The organism is Streptomyces rugosispiralis (assembly GCF_024505145.1).
GTDB classification, from domain to species: Bacteria; Actinomycetota; Actinomycetes; order Streptomycetales; family Streptomycetaceae; genus Streptomyces; species Streptomyces rugosispiralis.
This window is the reverse complement of sequence record NZ_JANIAA010000018.1, coordinates 157527-176256: the sequence shown is the minus strand read 5'-3', so window position 1 is coordinate 176256 and position 18730 is coordinate 157527. Positions and strand designations below refer to the sequence as shown.

Genomic DNA, 18730 nt, shown 5'->3' with positions numbered 1-18730 from the left:
GGGTGGGGGTGCTGGGGGTGCTGGGGTGTCCGGCGGATCGTGCCGCCTGCGGCGGGCTGTTCCCCTCCCCGCCCCTTCCCGAAACTGGGGCTCCGCCCCAGACCCCGGTCCGGGGGTTCGTCCCGGGCACCGGATCGGGGGTTCGTCCCGGGTCCCGGTCCGGGGGTTCGTCCCGGGCACCGGATCGGGGGTTCGTCCCGGGTCCCGGTCCGGGGGTTCGTCCCGGGTCCCGGTCCGGGGGTTCGTCCCGGGTCCCGGTCTGGGGGTTCGTCCCGGGTCCCGGTCTGGGGGTTCGTCCCGGGTCCCGGTCTGGGGGTTCGTCCCGGGTCCCGGTCTGGGGGTTCGTCCCGGGTCCCGGTCCGGGGGTTCGTCCCGGGTCCCGGTCTGGGGGTTCGTCCCGGGTCCCGGTCCGGGGGTTCGTCCCGGGCCTCGGATCGGCGCTCTGCCCCAGACCTTGGACCGGGGTTCGCTCCAGACCCTGGACCGGGGCTCCGCCCCAGACCCCGGTCCAGGGGGGCGCCCCTGGCTCCGGGCCGGAGCTCCGCCCCGAGTCCCGAAACCGGGGCTCCGCCCCAGAGGCCCCCGGACCGGGGCTCCGCCCCTCCCCGTGGCGTCGATATGCGGCTCCGCCGCGTGCCGGGACAACACACCTAGCCCCAGGCCTCGGGGTCCAGGGGCGCAGCTCTTGGTGTCGGGAAGGGGCGGGGAGGGGGAAGACCCGTCGGGCAGCCCGTAGCGTGAGGCGCATGGATCCGGCGCGGGCGCGCGGGCGCGTGGGTGGCGCGTTGGTGGAGGTGGCGCGGGGCCTGGTGTGGCGGGAGCATGGAGGGTAGTGGTGGTGAGCAGGAGGTGTACCGCCATGCAGCATGAGATGCGCGCCGAATACGAGGAGGGCAGCTCCGGGCGGGTCGCGGGCGCGCCGGTCAAGATCTGGCACATGGTCCGCGGAAACGGAACGACCGCGATGTGCGGTCGGGAGCTGGGCCCGGACGCCGAGACCCAGGCCGCCGACCTGTGGGCCACGGGCGACGCGGGGCCCTTCTGCCACTCCTGCGGTGCGATGTATCTGCGCGAGGTCCCTTGAGCGCCTCGAGCGAGTACCGGGAGCGGAGGGCGCTGATCGGCCACGGCGCCGTGGTGTGGACCCGTACGGCCGGCACCGGGCCGCAGCGGGTGCTCCCCGACGGCTGCACGGATCTGATCTGGAGCGAGGCGGGGCCGGGGCCGGACGGCGAGCTGCTGGTCGCCGGGCCGGACACCCGCGCGCACCTGGCCCCCGGCGCGCCGGGCAGCCGCGCGGTGGGGCTGCGGTTCGCACCCGGTACCGGCCCCGCCGTACTGGGCGTACCGGCGCATGAACTCCGCGATCTGCGGGTGCCCTTGGCCGCGCTCTGGCCGGGCGCGGAGGTCCGGCGGCTGGCCGAGCGGATCGCGACCGGGCGGACGGCCACGGGCCGCCTGCTGGAGGCGGCGGCCTTCGGACGGCTGCGGACGGCGGAACCACCCGATCCGGTGCTCGCCGCGATCGTCGCGGGGGTCTCGCGCGGGGCGGGAGTGGCCGGGATCGCCGCCGACGTGGGCCTGGGGGAGCGACAGCTGCACCGCCGCTCCCTCGCCGCGTTCGGCTACGGCCCCAAGACGCTGGGCCGGGTGCTCCGGCTGAACCGGGCCCTGGACCTGGCGCGCACCGGCCTCCCCTTCGCGGAGGTCGCGGCCACCGCTGGCTACGCCGACCAGGCCCATCTCGCCCGCGACGTCCACGCGCTGGCGGGGGTGCCCCTGGGACGCCTGCTGCGGGGCTCAGGAGGGTAGCGGGGCGAACAGGTCGATGCCGTTGTCGTCGGGGTCGAGGACCGTGGCGTAGCGCTGGCCCCAGGGCGCGTCCCACGGCTCCAGCTTGCCGCGCACCCCCGCCTCCACCAGGTCCTGGTAGGTCTTGTCCACGTCGGCCGGGCTGTCGCAGGCGAAAGCCAGGCTCACCTGGTGGGAGCCGCTCGGCGGGGTCCACTCCGGGTCGAAGGAGCGCACCGTCGCGACGGTGTCCCACATCAGCCGCGCGCCGCCGGGCAGGGCGGCCTCGACGTGGGGCTGGGTGTCGGCGTCGGCTGGGATGTCGAGGCCGAGGCGGCGGTAGAAGGCGAGGGTGGCGGCCATGTCGGCGACGACCAGGCCGATGGCGTCGAATCGTGCTGTCATACGGGCAGCGTAGGGAGCCCCGGGCGGGCGGTCTTGAACGAATCGGACGTCCCCGTCGAGGGCGGCCCGGGGCGCACTCAGTCAGGGGCAGTGGATGACCTGGCCCGCGTACGACAGGTTGCCGCCGAAGCCGAAGAGCAGCACCGGGGCGCCGGACGGCACCTCCCCGCGTTCGACCAGCTTGGAGAGGGCGAGCGGGATGCTGGCCGCCGAGGTGTTGCCGGAGTCCACCACATCGCGGGCGATCACCGCGTTGACCGCGCCCAGCTTGCGGGCGACCGGCTCGATGATCCGCAGATTGGCCTGGTGCAGTACGACACCGGCCAGGTCCTCCGGGGAGAGCCCGGCCCGTGCGCACACCTCCCGCGCGATCGGCGGCAGATGGGTGGTGGCCCAGCGGTAGACGGTCTGGCCCTCCTGCGCGAAGCGGGGCGGTGTGCCCTCGATACGGACCGCGCGGCCCATCTCCGGGACCGAACCCCACACCACCGGGCCGACGCCCGGCCGCTCGGCGGCCACCACCACGGCCGCGCCCGCGCCGTCGCCGGTCAGCACGCAGGTGGAGCGGTCGGTCCAGTCGGTGGCCGCGGTGAACTTCTCCGCGCCGATGACCAGGGCCGCGCTCGCCGCCCCGGCCCGGACGGTGTGGTCGGCGGTGGCGAGGGCGTGGGTGAAGCCCGCGCACACCACATTGAGGTCCATGGTGGCGGGGCGGGCCAGCCCGAGCCGGGCGGCGACCCGGGCCGCCATATTGGGGCTGCGGTCCATCGCCGTACAGGTGGCGACGAGCACGAGGTCGATGTCGGAGGGGGCGAGCCCGCTGTTGGCCAGCGCCTTGGCGGCGGCCGCCGCGGCCATCTCGTCGACCGTCTCGTCGGCGCGGGCGAGATGGCGGGTGCGGATGCCCACCCGGCTGCGGATCCACTCGTCGCTGGTGTCGACCATGGCCGCGAGGTCGTCGTTGCCGAGCACCTTCGCGGGCTGGTAGTGGCCGAGCGCCAGTACGTGCGAGCCGGTCATCGGTCATCCCCTTCGCGCCAGTGTCGACGTATCCGCGCAATTTTGCGGAGATCTCGACGGACAGTCTGCGGTGTGTCCAGTCTTGAGCGGAGCAGACGTGCCGTGCGCTCGGGTTACTCACCAATCTTGGGCGCCAAGATCTGGAGTTCCCGGCCTTTCCCCGGCGGGGGTCGGGGGTCGGGGGTTGCCAGTTGCTGACCGAGGAGTGAGCGCAAGTCGCTTTAGCTCGATCGTGTGATGGTCGGTTTCCGGACGTGCGGTGTTCCCCGCGTGGCCGGGTAGCGTGAAGTCGCTATCTGGGACGCCGGGTTCGGTGCCAGCGTGCGGGGCCCCTGCTCCACCGGAGTGATGGTTCAGGGCCTCCCCGTCGCCTCTGGCCGAGCCCACAGGCCAGGTCGCACAGGGAACCGGCCTCCTGGGACCGGACCAGGGACAGGATCCGTGCCGCCGCCCCGGGATCGAGTCCGCCGGGGACCAGTACGCCCAAAACCGTTCGGGGCGTGCCAGTGCGGGGGATCCTCCCGCTCACTGTTCAGGGACGGTAGCCGAAGCCGAGGTCCGTCTTCAGCGAGGTGTTGTCGATGTCCAGGACGATGGCCCGCTGGTGGCGGCGGTGGCGGCGGTGGTGCCGGGCGTGGCGGCGGTCGCCGTGGTGGCCGTTCCGCCGGCGCCGATGGCGAGGGCGACGACCGCCGTCGTCATGCCGAGCCGCCGTGATCGCGCGCGTCCTGCTGTCATCGGTCACTTCCTTCACGTCGAGGCGGTTGCCGGGTGGCATGCTCACGGCTGCCGGTGGACATGAGAAGACCTCCGCCTTACCGGCGAGTAACGGTTCGCGGCCGAGGGGCCCTAATAGGCCAACGACACGTGCCGGGCCGTTCGTTGACTGGTCAGCCGGTAGATGGGTATGTCATCTAATGAAGGGCCGGCCTGGACCCCGGCGATGGCCGGCGTTGCTGCGGGCTCCGGTGTCGCGCGCCTCCACCAGGTCAAGGAGGCTTGCATGTTCGATGATCGGCCCGCCTTCGGCGTCCGAGTCCACGCACTCGGCGGCGTCACCGTCGCCGAGATCGCGGGAGAGCTGGACATCTTCGCCGTGGGGCGGATCGTGGCTCGGCTCGATTCCCTCGTTCAGGTGCGGTGCCCGGATCTGATCCTGGACCTGCGACCGGTCACGTTCCTGGACTGTGCCGGATTGTCGTTAATGTGCCGATTGCGCAATCGCGTGCTGGAACGGGACGGGCGGCTGCGGCTCGTCATCGCCGATCCGCGCTTTCTGCGGCTGCTGCGCATGGTCCGGCTGGACGACGCCTTCGAGGTGCTGGAAGATCTGACTCCGGCGATCGCGGGCGCGGCGGGTGCGTCGGGTCCGGCGGCCGGAGGAGGCGGTGACGCCCTCGGATAGGTCGTATCTGACCAAGTGTCAATAGTAAGAACCGAAATTCACTCGAACGAGCGGTCTTTACCGGCGGAATGCTGCGTCCCTCCCTCTGTAACCGGGGGTCACCCCCTTACGCTCGCGGGACGTCGCCCTGAAGGACCCGGCGGATTTCGCACCCGATGCCCGACCCTGCCCGCTTCCGGGACCTGACGAAGGTGAGAGGGGGCAGTGTGCCGTTCCGAGGGGATATCGCGATGACGCAGCAAGGCGCTCCCCGTGATGCGCCGGTGCCGATGGATCGCGGTGCCCAGAACGCCGCGCGGGAGGCCGTGGGCGGGGATCCGTCCGATGACGCCGTTGCTCGGGCCCGTACGCACCGGGTCGGCGGGTACACCATCGTGGAGCTCCACGGGGAGATCGATATCGCCGGGGTGGGAAGCGTGGGGCCGGCGCTGGACGCGGCCACGGCCGGGGACCGGCCCGCGGTGATCGTGGACTTACGCCCGACCGCCTTCTTCGACTGCTCGGGCCTGGGACTGCTGTGCCGGGCCCATCGGCGTGTCCAGGAGCGTGGCGGGCGGCTGCGGCTGGTCTGCGACGACGCCTTGATCCTCCGCACTCTGCGGGCGGGGCGGATGCTGGATGTGCTCGAACCGGTGGCCACGCTGGACGAGGCGCTGGACGAGGCGCTGGACTAGGGGAGACGAAGGGGAGAGGGCCGGGAAGCCCCGCCGGACACCCCGCGGGGCGCGCTCGCGCGTGGTGCGGTGGCCCAGCTCAGGGGCGGCGGTCGTGGGGCGGGGGAGGAGTCACCCGATGGCCCCGGTGCTGCCGCCCGCGGCCCCAGGCGCGATGGCGGGGCCGCCCGCCGCCCGGGAGGGTCTCGTGGCTCTCGGGGGACATGCGGTTGCCGTTCTGGACATTGGTCCGGTGGATCAGCAGGGCGCCCACGGCGATCAGCGCGAGGATGACGACCACGGTGATCAGGGTCTCCATGGCTCACTCCCTGGGGCCGGGCCCACAGCTGGAGGGGATCCGGCCGGTTTGTGCGAAATGCTCCTGGTGTCTATACGGTACCTCCGGCCGGAGGTGGCGTCGCTTCCCGTGCGCGGGGCCCCGGCGTCCGCACGCGCCGAGCGTCCGCACGCGCCGAGCGCCCGCGCACGCCGAGCGCCCGCACCCGGCGTCGGGAACCGGGTGCGGGCGGTCAGGCCCTGATCCAGCGGATCAGCGGATCAGCGGGTTCGGCGGGCCGACGGGCCCAGCGGGTGGCTCAGTGGCTCTTGGCCAGCTGCTTCTCGAGCTTGGCCAGGCCATTGGCCCAGAGCTGGTTCACGCGGCTGATCTCGGCCTGGTTCGGCTGCGAGTTGGTGCAGGACGTGCCGGGGCCGCCACCGGACATCAGCTCGCTGCACGGACCCGAGTAGTGGTCCGGCAGGCCCAGCACATGGCCGGTCTCGTGCGCGGTGACCCGGGTCGAGTCGTACTGCTGGTTCTGGGCGTAGTCCAGGAAGACATAGCCGCTGCCGTGCCCGTCGGTGCTCGCGTACGAGCCCCGGGGGTCATTGCCCTCGCGGTAGGTGAAGTCCGGGCTGCCGCCCTCCTGGAGCTTCACGTTGCTCACCGCGGAGTTCCAGATCTGGGTGGAGCGGGCTATCACCGACTTGAAGGTGGGGGCCTGGCTCGCGCTGTAGGTCACGGTGACGGCCGCCGTCGCGCTGCGCGCCTTGGCCCGCTTCTCCAGCGCCGACTTCATGACGGCCTTGATGAAGGCGTCGGTGTCGGCCCGCTCCTCGCCGCTCGCCGTGTAGGCGGCGGCCGCGGCACCGCGCTGGGCCGTGGAGTGGTCGGGCGTGGCCGCGGACGCGGGCATGGCGGACAGGGAGACCGCCAGGCCGAGGCCGATCGTCGCGGACAGCGCCAGCTTGGGGAGTGACATGGTGGGGGGCTCCTCATCGTCCTCGGGCCCCGGTCGCCGTGTGGGGTGGCGGCCGGGGCCGTGGGATGAACTCTTGGCTGACGCAGAGTCTTGAGGAGAACCGGCCGTACGCGGAGATATCAACTGGTGATAGGACGAGGGCATCTCCCCCGCCGGGTGTTCGGAAGCCGTCCGATGACCGGCGTTTGACACCCCGTTGACCCGTGTTTGACCGCCGATTGATCGTTTCCGGTACGAGTTGGCGGGGTTTCAGAGTCTGGTGTGACGGACAAGTGCGCAGTTATGCTCCCGCCGTGGAGCTCGAGGTGAGGCACCTCCGTGCACTGTGCGCCATAGCCGACACCGGCAGCCTACGGAAGGCTGCGCGTCAACTCGGCATGACCCAGCCATCCTTGACGACCCAGCTCCGGCGGATCGAGAACACCATCGGTGGCCGGCTGTTCTCGCGGGAGGTCACCGGCAGTCGGCCGACCCCGCTGGGGCGGTCCGTGCTGTGTCGCGCCCGGCCGATCGTTGCCGAGATGAACGCCCTCGTCAGCGAGGTCCGGCTGGAGGCGGGGCAGACCGCCGACGCCCGGCTGCGCATCGGCAGCACCGGCAGCCGCGCCGTGGTCGGCTGGCTGCGCAGGCTGCGCGCCCGCTACCCCGACGCGGACACCACCATCCACATCGACGTCTCCGCCAACGCGCTGCTGCAGATGGTCGCCGCCAACCAGCTCGACGTCGCCTTCGTCCACGAGGTCGAGGGCGCGCCGCTGCGGGTGCCCGAGGGCGTGGAGCGCCGGGTGCTCGTGGAGCGGGAGCCGCAGTTCGTGGCGCTGGCCGAAACCCATCCGGCCGCCGCGCGGCCCGTGGTGCGGCTCGCCGAGCTCGCCGCCGACCAGTGGATGGTGGACCCCAGCGTGGACGGCGAGGGCCCCGGGCTGCGCCGGGTGCTGGCCGCCGCCGGGCTCAATCCGAGGGTGGTCTATGGGGACTATCTGACCGCCGCCGACCTGGTCGCCTCGGGCGAGGTGGTCACACCCTGCCAGCCCACCGCGCGGTCCCGCCAGGGCGTGGCGGTCCGCCCGCTGCACGGGGATCCGCTGACGGTCCGGCTGTTCCTGGCCTCACGGGCGGCTCCGGCGGCCCGTACCGGCGACGGCGGATCCGCTCCGGACGCGGTGGTCCGTACCGGTGCCGCCGAAACCGCCCCGGACGCGGCGTCCGCCGCGCCCCTCGGCGTCGAGGCCACGGCGTCCGGTGGACCCATCGACGTGGACGCCCTCTTCGGCGACCTGGCGGACGCGTACTTCGAGATCGCCTGGGCGAGCGTCGCGTACCGCCAGTGGCTGGTCCGCAACGAGAGCCCGCTGCTGCGCCTCCAGGAGCCCCCGACCCGCGACGAGCTCGACATCCTGGGGCTCGCCGGGCCCGCCGAGGTCTCGTAGCGCGGGGGTGGCGAGGCCCCGAAGGGGTGGCGAGCGATGACTTTCGCTCCGCCGGGCGGTCCAAGCACACGGGACCGCACCGGCCCGCCACACCATGCGAGGAGCGAGCAGATGATCACCGAGCACGAACCGCAGACCGCGCTGGACACCCGTTTCAGCAGCCCGGACGCCACCGCCACCGGCTGGCCGGAGGGGCGTGTGCGGCTGGCGGCGGCGGAGCTCTACTGGCTGTCCACGGTCCGCCGGGACGGCCGTCCCCACGTCACCCCGCTCATCGCCGTCTGGCTCGACGGAGCGCTCTGCTTCTGCACCGGCCCCACCGAGCAGAAGGCCCGCAACCTCGCGCACGATCCGCGCTGCGTCCTCACCACGGGTGCGGGGGTGCTGCGCGAGGGGCTCGACCTGGTGGTCGAGGGCGCGGCCGAGCCGGTGCGGGACGACGCCACGCTCCGGCGGATCGCCGCGGCGTACGTGGAGAAGTACGGCGACGAGTGGACCTTCGAGGTGCGCGACGGCGCCTTCCACCACGAGAGCCATGCGGCCCTGGTCTTCCGGGTCGCCCCGGCCACGGCGTTCGGCTTCCGCAAGGGCGAGTACGGCCAGACGCGCTGGCGCTTCTGACGCCTACGGGACGCCCCCCGCCGAGCCCCGGGCCGTTCGGCCCAGTCGGCCCAGTCAAGCCAGTGAGGCCAGTCAAGCCAGTGAGCCCAGTCAGCCCAATTGGTCCAGGCCGAGCAGCCCGCCGGGCAGCCCCACCGGAAGCGTCTGCTCCGACCAGATCGTCTTGCCCTCGGCGGTCTGCCGGCTTCCCCAGCGCTGGCTGAGCCGCGCGACCAGCAGCAGCCCGCGGCCGCCCTCGTCGAAGGTGCGGGCGCGGCGCATATGCGGGGCGGTGCTGGAGGAGTCGGTGACCTCGCAGATCAGCGAGTGGTCATGGATCAGCCGTAGCTGGATGGGCGGGACGGCGTGCCGGATGGCGTTGGTGACCAGCTCGCTGACGACCAGCTCGGTGGTGAAGACGGCCTCGTCGAGCCCCCATTCGGTCAGCCGCTCCGTCACGTCCCGGCGGGACCGGGCCACCCACGCCGGGTCGGCGGGCACGTCCCAGGTGGCCACGTGCGCCGTGTCCAGGGTGCGGGTGCGGGCGAGCAGCAGCGCCACGTCGTCCAGTACGCCCTCGCCGGGGAGGAGCGTCCGCAGTACGGCGTCGCAGGTGCCGCTCAGCGAGCCGCAGGGGTGGGCCAGCGCGTCCGCCAGCAGCAGACGCCCCTCGTCCACATCGCGGTCCCATTCGCCCATCAGCCCGTTGGTGTAGAGGGCGAGCACGGCGTTCTCGGGCAGCTCGGTCTCCATCGCCTCGAAGGGCAGCCCGCCGACCCCGAGCGGCGGTCCGGGCGGCACCGGCAGGAACTCCACGGAGCCGTCGGGCCTGGTCAGCGCCGGGGCCGGGTGTCCGGCCGCGGCCAGCGAGCAGCGGTGCGAGACCGGGTCGTAGACCGCGTACAGACAGGTGGCCCCCACATCGCCGGTGGCCTCCTCGGCCCCGGTCTCCGCGGCCAGATGGATCACCAGGTCGTCGAGGTGGGTGAGCAGCTCGTCCGGCGGCAGATCGACGTCGGCGAGGGTACGGACCGCCGTCCGCAGCCGGCCCATGGTGGCCGACGCCTGGATGCCGTGGCCGACCACATCGCCCACGACCAGCGCGACCCGCGCCCCGGAGAGCGGGATGACGTCGAACCAGTCCCCGCCCGCCCCCGCGTACGGACCCGCGGGCAGATAGCGGGAGGCGACCTCGACGGCCGGCGGCTGGGGCAGGGTCTGCGGCAGCAGGCTGCGCTGAAGCGCCAGGGCGGTGTTGCGCTCCCGGGTGAAGCGTCGGGCGTTGTCCACGCAGACGGCGGCCCGGGTGGTGATCTCCTCGGCCAGCACCACATCGTCCTGGGTGAACGCCTCGGGGGTGCGGTGGCGGGCGAACACGGCCACCCCGAGCGTCGTCCCCCGCGCCCGGATCGGCACCGACATGATCGAGTGGACGCCGAACCGCCGGATCGTCCCGGCGCGCTCGGGCTTCAGCGCACCCCACTCGGCGATCGAGGGGTCGGTGGACGTGTGGATGATGGGATGCCCCGCCACCAGGCATTCGGCCATCGGCGAGACCTGCGGGTAGGTGTCCACCTTCCCCACCGGCACCACGGACTCGGGGCATCCCTCGTAAATGGACTGCCGGGCGGTGCGGCGCAGCACGACCGGGTCGGCGAGCGGCCCGGACGGCAGCTCCTCCTCCTGGGTCAGCCGGTCCAGCAGGTCGATGCTGGCGTAGTCGGCCAGCCGCGGTACGCAGACGTCGGCGAGCTCCTGCGCGGTGTGGTCGATGTCGAGGGTGGAGCCGATCCGTTCGCTGGCCGCGCTCAGCAGCAGCAGCCGCTGGCGGGCCAGATACTGATCGGTGATGTCGTGCGCCGCCATGCAGACCGCGTACACCCGGCCGTCCCTCGCCTGCAGCGGGGCGAACCGGGTCGACCAGGCCTGTTCCTTGATCTCGCCGCTGCCGGTGCGCAGATACGTCTCCACCTCGCGCGGCTCGCCGGTGGTCAGCACATGGTGCATGGCCGCCTCGAGCTGTTCGCTCTGGAGCTTGCCCTTGATCTCCGACAGCCGCAGACCGCGGATCTCCGACTCGGGGAGGCCGGTGACGCGGGCCATCTCGGCGTTCACCTTGCGCAGCCGCATATCGGCGTCGTAGATCGCCATCGGGCAGGGCGACTGGGTGTAGGCCCATTGCATCAGCGCGTCGTTCCACGACTCGGAGGGCTGCTCCGCGTGGGGTGCCGCGGTCACCAGCAGCCAGTCGCCCTCCGGCCGTCTGCGGTGCGCCAGCAGCGGTACGGGGACCTCGTGGCCGTCCCGGTGGCGCAGCGCCACGGTCCCGTGCCACCGGGTCAGCCGGGTGCGGGCACGGCGGGCCTCGGCGTCCGTCGCACGGCCCGGATCGGCCAGCAGCTCGGCGGCGGGCCGCCCCACGACATCGGGGGACGGATGCCCGAGCAGCCGACGGGCGCCCTCGTTCCAGCTGGTCAGCGTCCCATCGTCGCTGACGGTGGCGCGTGCGGTATCCGCTTCGTCGAAGCCGCCCCGCTGCCGCGCGGGGCCGCCGTCGTGGCGCTTCATCCTCGCCATCCCTCCGGGACGGCACCATCCCTCCGGGACGGCACCGGGTCCGTCCACCAGGGCTCCCTTCCACCCTCGTCCACTCCGGTCCGGGCATCAACCACAGCCCGGAGCCCGGAGCCCGGAGCCCGGAGCCCGGAGCCCGAGCCCGGAGTGGACGCCTTGGGGAGCGCGTGGGAGCGCGCGGGTCAGACCACCGTGGGCCGCGCGGGCCGCAGATGGCGTCCGGCCCACTCGGCGAAGCCGGTGAGCGGGAGGCCGAGGGCCCGCGCGAACTCGGGGCGGGCGGGCTGGCCGACCGTGTTCGTCCACTCATGTCCGAGGCCCCACTGCGGCATCCCGGCGGCGAGCGCCTCGTCCACGGTCATCGACGGGGCGGTCAGATCGGTGCCCGTGACCTCGGAGAGGACCTCGGCGACCCGGGCCATGGTCATGTGGTCGCCCGCCAGCTCCAGCTCGACCTCGTGGAACCGCTCCGGGTCGGCGAAGGCCGCGGCGGCCGCCGTGCCGATGTCGGCGACGGCGATGAGGGCGAGTTCGGTGCCGGGCTTGAGGATGGTGGCCAGGCCGCCCTCGGGGCCGTTCGGGAGCAGGGACAGGAAGTTCTCCATGAAGAAGGCGGGCTTGAGCAGCGTCCAGTGGCGGAAGCCCGCCTCGCGGACCCGGTCCTGGAGGCCGGTCTTGGTCGCGAAGTAGTGCTCCATCGCCGCCCAGCGGCCCTCCGCCCAGCCGGGCGCGGTGTGGTGCTGCCCGGCGCCGGAGACGGAGGTGTGCACGAACTGCGCCACCCCCGCGTCCCGCGCGGCGTCGATCAGGTTGCGCCCCTGGACCCACTCGGAGTCGCCCTGGAGATCGTTCATATCGGGCATCTGGATCGAGAAGACGGCACGCGCCCCCTCGGCGGCCCGCCGCACCGAGTCGAGGTCGAGGAGGTCGCCCTTGACCAGCTCGGCGCCGAGCGCCGCCACGGCCTTGGCCCGCTCGGTCGCGGGGTCGCGGACCAGGGCCCGCACGGGAACGCCCGCCGAGAGCAGGGCGCGGGCGGTGGCACCGCCCTGCTGTCCGGTGGCACCGGTGACAAGGACGGGGGCGGACGTCGGGGATTGCGAAGGCATGCTGCTCCTCGGGCAGAGGTGAATCGACTCATCGACAAGTCGACCGGAAAGGCTAAACGGCGGGCCCCGCCACTTATGTCTCGGTACGATACGGAGGACCCCGCCACTTAGCAACCCGGAGGTGACCGCCATGCCCGCCCAGCGCGCGGACGCCCGGCGCAACTACGCGCGCATCCTCGCCGTCGCCGAGGAGGAGGTCGCCACCCACGGCGCCGAGGCCTCCCTGGAACAGATCGCCCGCACCGCCGGAGTCGGCTCGGCCACCGTGCGCCGCCACTTCCCCACCCGGCACGCCCTGCTGGAAGCGGTCTTCCGCGAGCGCATCGAATCCCTGGCCGCCCGTGCCCGTGAACTCGCGGAGGCGGACGACATACGGGCCGCCCTGCTGGACTGGCTGGACGCGCTCACCGTCTACTCCGCCACCGTCCAGGGCCTGGCCGCCGCGCTCCTGCGGAACGGGGAACTCGACCCGGAGCACGCGAACCCCTGCGTCAGCACCCTCGCCGAGGCGGGCGAACCCCTGCTGCGGCGAGCCGCTCAGGTCGGCGCGGTGGCCCCCGGCGTGACCCCGGTCGACCTGGTCACCCTGGTCGCCGGCATCGCCCTGACCACCCAGCACCACCCCGACCCGGCCACCGAGGCGACCCGGCTGCTGCGCCTGACCGTGGCGGGCATCAGCCCGCGGGGGTGAGGGGCGGGGCGTCAACCGCGGCGCTCGGCAAGGACGTTCAAGGCAAACCAGCAAGGTTCACGCAAAGTTCACGACAAAGAAAACCGCACCCGGGCCACTCGGGGCGGCTCGGGTGCGGTCTGGTGGTGCTACGGAAGGGCGGGGTCAGCCCTTCTTGGTCTCCCAGAAGATCTTGTCGATCTGGGCGATGTAGTCCAGGGCCTTCTGCCCGGTGGCCGGGTCGGTCGAGCCCTTGGCCGCGCTCAGGGCCTTGAGGGTGTCGTTGACCAGCTGGTGCAGCTCGGGGTACTTCTCGAAGTGCGGAGGCTTGAAGTAGTCGCTCCACAGCACCGAGACATGGTGCTTGGCGAGCTCCGCGCGCTCCTCCTTGATGGTGGTGGCACGGGCGCGGAAGTGCGGGTCCTCGTTGGCCTGGTACTTCTCCTGGACGGCCTTGACGGACTCGGCTTCGATGCGGGCCTGGGCCGGGTCGTACACACCGCAGGGCAGGTCGCAGTGGGCGCTGACCTGAACCTTGGGGGCGAACAGGCGGGAGAGCATAGAGCTGTCCTTCCATTCGTGATCGTCTTCTCAGGTGCGAGATTACTCCGTGGGGGAAGCCTTTTCTCGGGTGCCCCGGGGGGCTTAGGTCAAAAGTCCAGTGCAAGGCTGGGATGCCTGGGATCGTGATGGGTGCAGGGTGAGGACCGGAGGTGCCGTGATGCGGGAGCAGCAGGGCGATCGCGGGCAGGAGTCGGACCGCGACCAGCGCGGGCTGCTGCGGATCGGGCTCGCGGAGGTGTACAACCCGTCGATGCAGCCGACGCTGTACCCCGGCGACCAGTTGGTGGTGCGCTACGGCGCGCCCGTACGGCCGGGGGACGTGGTGGTTCTGCGCCATCCGTTCCGGCAGGATCTGCTGATCGTCAAGCGCGCGGTGGAGCGGCGCGACGGCGGCTGGTGGGTCAAGGGCGACAACCCGTATGTGGAGAACGACAGCCGGGAGTTCGGCGTCGTGCCGGACGAACTGGTGGTGGCGCGGGCCTGGGTGCGGCTGCGGCCGCTGCGCGGCGCCGGGCGAGGTGGTCAGCGGTCGATGGCCGGGCTGGTCTCCTGGGCGGTGTCCGCCGTACGGCCCGTGGGCTCGCGGTCCTGGCGTCGGCTGCGCTCGGCGCCGGCCGTCCGCTCGGCGTCCAGGCGTTTGCGGGCGCGGTAGGCGGCCACATTGGCGCGGGTGGCGCAGCGGTCGGAGCAGTAGCGCCGGGAACGATTTGTCGATGTGTCGAGATAGGCGTTGCGACAGGGTGACGCCTCACAGATGCCCAGCCGGTCGGCGCCCAGTTCGGTGAGGTGGAAGGCCAGCCCCATCGAGGCGGTCGCGGCGAAGCCGGCGCCCGCGTTGGCGGCGTAGTCCGCGATGTGCATATGCCAGTCGGGGCGGCCGTCCTCGTCGCGGGTCTCGTGGCCGGAGATCTGCGGGCTCACCGGGAACTCGATCAGCAGCGCGTTCAGCAGGTCCACCGCCAGCACCTCGTCGCCGCCCGCCGCCGCCTCGAAGACCGCGCGCAGCCGGGCCCTGACCGACCTCAGCCGGGTGACATCGGCGTCGGTCGTCCGCCGGGCCGCCTGCTGGCTTTCCCCGAAGAGCGCCCGTACGGCCTCCACCGAGGTCAGGGTGTCGGTGCCGCGGCTCGGCTCCTCGCTGTTGACCAGGCGCACGGCGAGATCCGAGTAATAAGCCAATTCCACTTGTGGTCCTTACGGTGGCGGTCTAGGGTCATATCGGGTCAGGTAAGAGGCGTTCTGCCTACGAGGGTATTACGGGCGGATGCGCCGAGGCGATGACGCATGGCTTGGAGGGGCTCGATGACGGACACCGTCGCCGTGGCGGACTGGCAGGCGTGGCAGCGGAGCTGGGACCGGCAGCAGGAGTGGTACCTCCCCGATCGTGAGGAACGGTTCCGGGTGATGCTCGACGCGGTCGAGGCCATCGTCGGCCCGGAGCCCCGGATCCTCGACCTGGCGTGTGGCACGGGCAGTATCTCGGACCGGGCGCTGCGCCGGTTCCCGGGCGCCACCAGCACCGGCGTGGACCTCGACCCCGCGCTGCTGACGATCGCCCGCGGCCACTTCGCGGCCGAGCCGCGCGCCGAGTTCGTGACCGCCGATCTGCGCGACCCCGGCTGGACCGAGCGGTTGCCGCACCGTGCGTACGACGCCGTGCTGACCGCCACGGCGCTCCACTGGCTGCGCTCGGACGAGCTGCGGGTGCTGTACGGGCAGATCGCGGGCGTGGTGCGGGAGGGCGGGGTGTTCCTCAACGCGGACCATATGCCCGATCCGGCCACGCCCCGGCTGAACGCCGCCGACCACGCGTACCAGGAGGCGCGGCGGACGCGGGCCAGGGCCGAGGGCAGCCAGGACTGGGCGGACTGGTGGCGGACCGCCGCACGGGACGAGGTGCTGGCCGGGCCGGTCGCCGAGCGGTTCACGATCTTCGGCAACCCGGCCGACGGCGACCACGCGGACGGTGAGACGCAGTCCGTCGCCTGGCATGTCGGGGCACTGCGCGAGGGGGGCTTCGGCGAGGCGCGGGCCGTCTGGTGCTCGCCCTCGGACGCGATGGTGCTCGGGCTGAAGTGACCCCGGGGCGGAGTGCGCGAGGGCGGTACGGGCGGGTGCCCGTACCGCCCTCGCGCATATGCGGCGGCTCAGCGCTCCGCTGGAAGTGCCCTGACCTGCCGTCGATCGTCCGCGGCGCCGTCGTGGCTGGTCGCGCAGTTCCCCGCGCCCCTTCGGGGCGCCACCGAACCCCAGCCGACTTCCGCCGATCCGCCTACAGCACCTTGGAGAGGAACGACTTCGTCCGCTCGTGTCGCGGATTGGTCAGCACCTCCCGCGGATGCCCGGACTCCACCACCACGCCGTCGTCCATGAAGACGACCGAGTCCCCGACCTCGCGCGCGAAGCCCATCTCATGCGTCACGACGATCATCGTCATGCCGTCCTCGGCGAGCCCGCGCATCACATCGAGCACATCGCCGACCAGTTCCGGGTCGAGCGCCGAGGTGGGCTCGTCGAAGAGCATCAGCTTCGGCTCCATCGCCAGCGCCCGCGCGATCGCCACGCGCTGCTGCTGGCCGCCGGAGAGCTGGGAGGGGTAGTTGGCCGCCTTGTCGGCGAGGCCCACCCGGTCCAGCAGCTTCAGCGCACGCTCCCGCGCCACCGCCTTGGACTCCCGCTTGACCTGGACCGGCGCCTCGATCACGTTCTCCAGCGCGGTCATGTGCGGGAAGAGGTTGAAGCGCTGGAAGACCATGCCGATATCGCGCCGCTTCTCGGCGACCTCGCGGTCCTTGAGCTCGTAGAGCTTGTCGCCCTTCTGGCGGTAGCCGACCAGATCGCCGTCCACGTACAGCCGCCCGGAGTTGATCTTCTCCAGGTGGTTGATGCAGCGCAGGAAGGTGGACTTGCCGGAGCCGGACGGGCCGATCAGGCAGAACACCTCGCGCGGGGCGACTTCGAGGTCGATGCCCTTGAGGACCTGAACCGGGCCGAAGGACTTGTGGACGCCCTCGGCCTTCACCATGGCGGTCATACGTTGACACCTCCGGAGCGGTTGCCGAGGGAGAGCAGATTGGCCCGGACCCGCTGCAGCGGGGTGTCCGGCAGGCTACGGCTCGAGCCGCGCGCGTAGTACCGCTCCAGGTAGTACTGGCCGACGCTGAGCACGGAGGTCAGGATCAGGTACCAGGCGGCCGCGAGGAAGAGCATCTCCGCCGTGGCGCCGGAGTTCTGCCCGACCTCGGAGGTGGCCTGGAGCAGGTCCCAGTACTGCACCGCGATCACCAGCGAGGTGGTCTTGAGCATGTTGATGAACTCATTGCCGGTCGGCGGCACGATCACCCGCATCGCCTGCGGCAGCACCACCCGGCGCAGCGTCTTGGCGTGGCTCATGCCGAGCGCCTGGGCGGCCTCGGACTGGCCCTCGTCGACCGACTGGATGCCGGCCCGGCAGATCTCGGCCATGTACGCGGCCTCGTTCAGGCCCAGGCCCAGCAGGGCGGCCAGGAACGGGGTCATGAAGTCCGACCACTCGTCCTTGTAGATCGGCATGATGTTGATGTAGTCGAACACCAGACCGAGGTTGAACCAGACCAGCAGTTGCACATAGACCGGGGTGCCGCGGAAGAACCAGATGTAGCCCCAGGCGATGGAGGCGGTCACCGGGTTCTTCGACAGCCGCATCACCGCGAGGATGATGCCGAGGGCCACGCCGAGCACCATCGAGAGGATGGTGATCCAGACGGTGTTGCGAACGCCCTTGAGGACCTCGCCGTCGAAGAAGTAGTCCGGGATGGCGTTCCAGTTGACATCACCGCGGGCGAAGGCGGAGATCAGCAGGGCGATCAGGGCGATGGCGATGATCGCGGCGACCCAGCGGCCGTAGTGCCGCACCGGGATGGCCTTGATGCTCTCCGGCGCCGGCGGCGGGGCGTCGACCGGGCCCGCCTTTTCGATCTTAGTAGTCACGGATGGTGCCTTTCAGCGCGAGCGCGGACGGGGGAGGGCCGGATCACTTGCCGCCGTTGATGATGGCCTTGGTGACCGCGCCGTCCTTGACGCCCCACTTCGCGATGATCTTGTCGTATTCGCCGTTCGCGATGATCAGGGCGAGGGCCTGCTTGATGGCATCGCGGAGCTGGGTGTTCTTCTTGGCGACGGCGATGCCGTACGGGGCCGCCTCCACCTGATCGCCGACGAGCTCGAAGTCCTTGCCACCGCCCGAGGTCTTCACCGCGTACGCGGCCACCGGGAAGTCGCTGGAGCCGGCGACGGCGCCACCGCCGCGCAGCCGGGTCTGGGCCTCGGTGTCGTTGCCGAACGCCTCGACCGAGATCTTGCCCTTGCCGTTCTTCTGGCAGGTCTTCGACTGGGACTTGGCCAGGTCGTGGGAGACCGTGCCGCGCTGCACGACGATCTTCTTGCCGCACAGGTCGTCCCAGGTCTTGATCCCCGAGTTGGCGCCCCTCTTGGTGTAGATCGAGACACCCGCGGTGAAGTAGTCGACGAAGTCGACGCCCTCGCCCGCCTTCTTGCCGGTGTCCGGGTCGACGCCCTCCTGGCGGCCCTTGTTGTCGGTCATGGCCGACATGGCGATGTCGTAGCGCTTGGAGCGCAGACCCGAGAGCAGGGTGTCGAAGGTGCCGTTGTTGAACTCGAACTTCACCCCGAGCTGCTTGCCGAGGGCGTCCGCGATGTCCGGGTCGATGCCCATGACCTGGCCGTTCTTCTTGAACTCGACCGGCGGGTAGTTGATGTCCGAGCCCACCTTGATCACCTTGGAGCTCTGGATCTCCTTGGGCAGCTGGTTGAACAGCGGGGCGGAGTTGCTGTTGGAGCCGCCCGTGGCCTTGTCGGTCTGATCGCCGCAGCCCGTCAGCAGCAGGACGCCCACCACCGCTATCGCGCCGACGGGGGCCATCCGGGACTTCAGGGTGGCCCCACGGGGCGTGAAGCTGGCGGTCATGCTGGTTCCTCCGGCAGGGTGAGGGGGCGAGATCTGGGGAACACGTTTGTGGGTGTCGCGATCTCGTGTGATTGGGGCATCTTGCCATCGGACAGGCCCGTACGGGCCGCTGGCCATGTCAAAATCGGATAACGGGCGATCCCCGTGGTGCACAACCGGACAGCGGTACCGGCCGGACAGCGGCGGCCGGCGGCGCGGGGCGGGCTCATGATCACGCGGGGAACAGCGCGTGACAGCGGCGTGGACTTTCCCTAGAGCTTCGCCCGCCTTCAGGCGTAATG

20 protein-coding genes and 1 pseudogene are annotated in these 18730 nt (G+C 71.7%); 9 read left to right on the top strand and 12 right to left on the bottom strand.

From position 1 onward, the window contains the following. The first annotated feature begins 859 nt into the window (after positions 1-859). On the top strand, positions 860-1084 hold the full coding sequence (locus NP777_RS25530) for a hypothetical protein (RefSeq protein WP_256652526.1): 225 nt from the start codon (positions 860-862) through the stop codon (positions 1082-1084). Next, positions 1081-1812, top strand: a complete 732-nt coding sequence (locus NP777_RS25525) for a helix-turn-helix domain-containing protein (RefSeq protein ID WP_256652525.1) — start codon at positions 1081-1083, stop codon at positions 1810-1812. The genes NP777_RS25530 and NP777_RS25525 overlap by 4 nt, the downstream gene beginning before the upstream one ends. On the opposite strand, the gene NP777_RS25520 is transcribed toward NP777_RS25525, so the two are convergent. From NP777_RS25520 to NP777_RS25510, 3 genes are all read right to left on the bottom strand, one after another. Then, the gene (locus tag NP777_RS25520; protein ID WP_256652524.1) at positions 1801-2196 is read right to left on the bottom strand and encodes a VOC family protein; all 396 of its coding nucleotides are present in this window, start codon (positions 2194-2196) and stop codon (positions 1801-1803) included. The two genes, NP777_RS25525 and NP777_RS25520, sit on opposite strands and share 12 nt — an antisense overlap. A gap of 81 nt (positions 2197-2277) precedes the next feature. Further along, positions 2278-3216, bottom strand: coding sequence for a beta-ketoacyl-ACP synthase III (locus tag NP777_RS25515; RefSeq protein WP_256652523.1), 939 nt, complete (start codon positions 3214-3216; stop codon positions 2278-2280). Between the two features lie 532 nt (positions 3217-3748). Beyond that, the gene (locus NP777_RS25510) at positions 3749-4000 is read right to left on the bottom strand and encodes a hypothetical protein (RefSeq protein ID WP_256652522.1); all 252 of its coding nucleotides are present in this window, start codon (positions 3998-4000) and stop codon (positions 3749-3751) included. Positions 4001-4219: 219 nt separating this feature from the next. Here NP777_RS25510 and NP777_RS25505 point away from each other — a divergent pair, with 219 nt between their 5' ends. Both NP777_RS25505 and NP777_RS25500 read left to right on the top strand, forming a co-directional pair. Continuing rightward, entirely contained in the window at positions 4220-4621 is a 402-nt protein-coding gene (locus NP777_RS25505; RefSeq protein WP_256652521.1) for an STAS domain-containing protein, read from the top strand. A 230-nt stretch (positions 4622-4851) separates the two neighbouring features. Beyond that, positions 4852-5295: an STAS domain-containing protein gene (locus NP777_RS25500; RefSeq protein WP_256652520.1), complete on the top strand. Its 444-nt coding sequence runs from the start codon at positions 4852-4854 to the stop codon at positions 5293-5295. Positions 5296-5374: 79 nt separating this feature from the next. Here the strand turns inward: NP777_RS25500 and NP777_RS25495 are convergent, their stop codons facing one another. Continuing rightward, the gene (locus tag NP777_RS25495) at positions 5375-5593 is read right to left on the bottom strand and encodes a hypothetical protein (RefSeq protein WP_256652519.1); all 219 of its coding nucleotides are present in this window, start codon (positions 5591-5593) and stop codon (positions 5375-5377) included. Positions 5594-5870: 277 nt separating this feature from the next. Next, entirely contained in the window at positions 5871-6536 is a 666-nt protein-coding gene (gene snpA, locus NP777_RS25490) for a snapalysin (protein WP_256652518.1), read from the bottom strand. A gap of 305 nt (positions 6537-6841) precedes the next feature. On the opposite strand from snpA, the gene NP777_RS25485 reads away from it, so the two are divergent. Both NP777_RS25485 and NP777_RS25480 read left to right on the top strand, forming a co-directional pair. Then, entirely contained in the window at positions 6842-7966 is a 1125-nt protein-coding gene (locus NP777_RS25485; RefSeq protein ID WP_391858571.1) for a LysR family transcriptional regulator, read from the top strand. Positions 7967-8077: 111 nt separating this feature from the next. Beyond that, a complete protein-coding gene (locus NP777_RS25480) occupies positions 8078-8587 on the top strand; it encodes a pyridoxamine 5'-phosphate oxidase family protein (protein WP_256652516.1) in 510 nt (169 codons plus the stop codon). A 90-nt stretch (positions 8588-8677) separates the two neighbouring features. Here the strand turns inward: NP777_RS25480 and NP777_RS25475 are convergent, their stop codons facing one another. Together NP777_RS25475 and NP777_RS25470 are read right to left on the bottom strand one after the other, a co-directional pair. Beyond that, on the bottom strand, positions 8678-11134 hold the full coding sequence (locus NP777_RS25475) for a SpoIIE family protein phosphatase (RefSeq protein WP_256652515.1): 2457 nt from the start codon (positions 11132-11134) through the stop codon (positions 8678-8680). Positions 11135-11322: 188 nt separating this feature from the next. Continuing rightward, a complete protein-coding gene (locus tag NP777_RS25470; RefSeq protein ID WP_256652514.1) occupies positions 11323-12249 on the bottom strand; it encodes an NmrA family NAD(P)-binding protein in 927 nt (308 codons plus the stop codon). 130 nt (positions 12250-12379) lie between these two features. Here NP777_RS25470 and NP777_RS25465 point away from each other — a divergent pair, with 130 nt between their 5' ends. Further along, entirely contained in the window at positions 12380-12940 is a 561-nt protein-coding gene (locus NP777_RS25465; RefSeq protein WP_256652513.1) for a TetR/AcrR family transcriptional regulator, read from the top strand. A gap of 144 nt (positions 12941-13084) precedes the next feature. Here NP777_RS25465 and sodN read toward each other — a convergent pair whose 3' ends face one another. Next, positions 13085-13480, bottom strand: a complete 396-nt coding sequence (gene sodN / locus NP777_RS25460; protein ID WP_020868495.1) for a superoxide dismutase, Ni — start codon at positions 13478-13480, stop codon at positions 13085-13087. 160 nt (positions 13481-13640) lie between these two features. Between sodN and NP777_RS48560 the strand changes: the two are divergent. Continuing rightward, positions 13641-13901 (top strand): annotated as a pseudogene (locus NP777_RS48560) (S24 family peptidase); the annotation flags it as partial. A 104-nt stretch (positions 13902-14005) separates the two neighbouring features. Here NP777_RS48560 and NP777_RS25450 read toward each other — a convergent pair. Beyond that, complete coding sequence (locus NP777_RS25450) at positions 14006-14668, bottom strand: CGNR zinc finger domain-containing protein (RefSeq protein WP_308405217.1); 663 nt, start codon at positions 14666-14668, stop codon at positions 14006-14008. 117 nt (positions 14669-14785) lie between these two features. On the opposite strand from NP777_RS25450, the gene NP777_RS25445 reads away from it, so the two are divergent. Further along, on the top strand, positions 14786-15562 hold the full coding sequence (locus NP777_RS25445; protein ID WP_256652511.1) for a class I SAM-dependent methyltransferase: 777 nt from the start codon (positions 14786-14788) through the stop codon (positions 15560-15562). Between the two features lie 193 nt (positions 15563-15755). Here the strand turns inward: NP777_RS25445 and NP777_RS25440 are convergent, their stop codons facing one another. From NP777_RS25440 to NP777_RS25430, 3 genes are read right to left on the bottom strand one after another with little or no spacing between them, the layout of a single operon-like run. Then, on the bottom strand, positions 15756-16508 hold the full coding sequence (locus NP777_RS25440) for an amino acid ABC transporter ATP-binding protein (protein ID WP_037965037.1): 753 nt from the start codon (positions 16506-16508) through the stop codon (positions 15756-15758). A 5-nt stretch (positions 16509-16513) separates the two neighbouring features. Next, a complete protein-coding gene (locus NP777_RS25435) occupies positions 16514-17452 on the bottom strand; it encodes an amino acid ABC transporter permease (RefSeq protein ID WP_256652510.1) in 939 nt (312 codons plus the stop codon). Between the two features lie 43 nt (positions 17453-17495). Beyond that, positions 17496-18449: an ABC transporter substrate-binding protein gene (locus NP777_RS25430; protein ID WP_256652509.1), complete on the bottom strand. Its 954-nt coding sequence runs from the start codon at positions 18447-18449 to the stop codon at positions 17496-17498. Between the last annotated feature and the right edge of the window lie 281 nt (positions 18450-18730).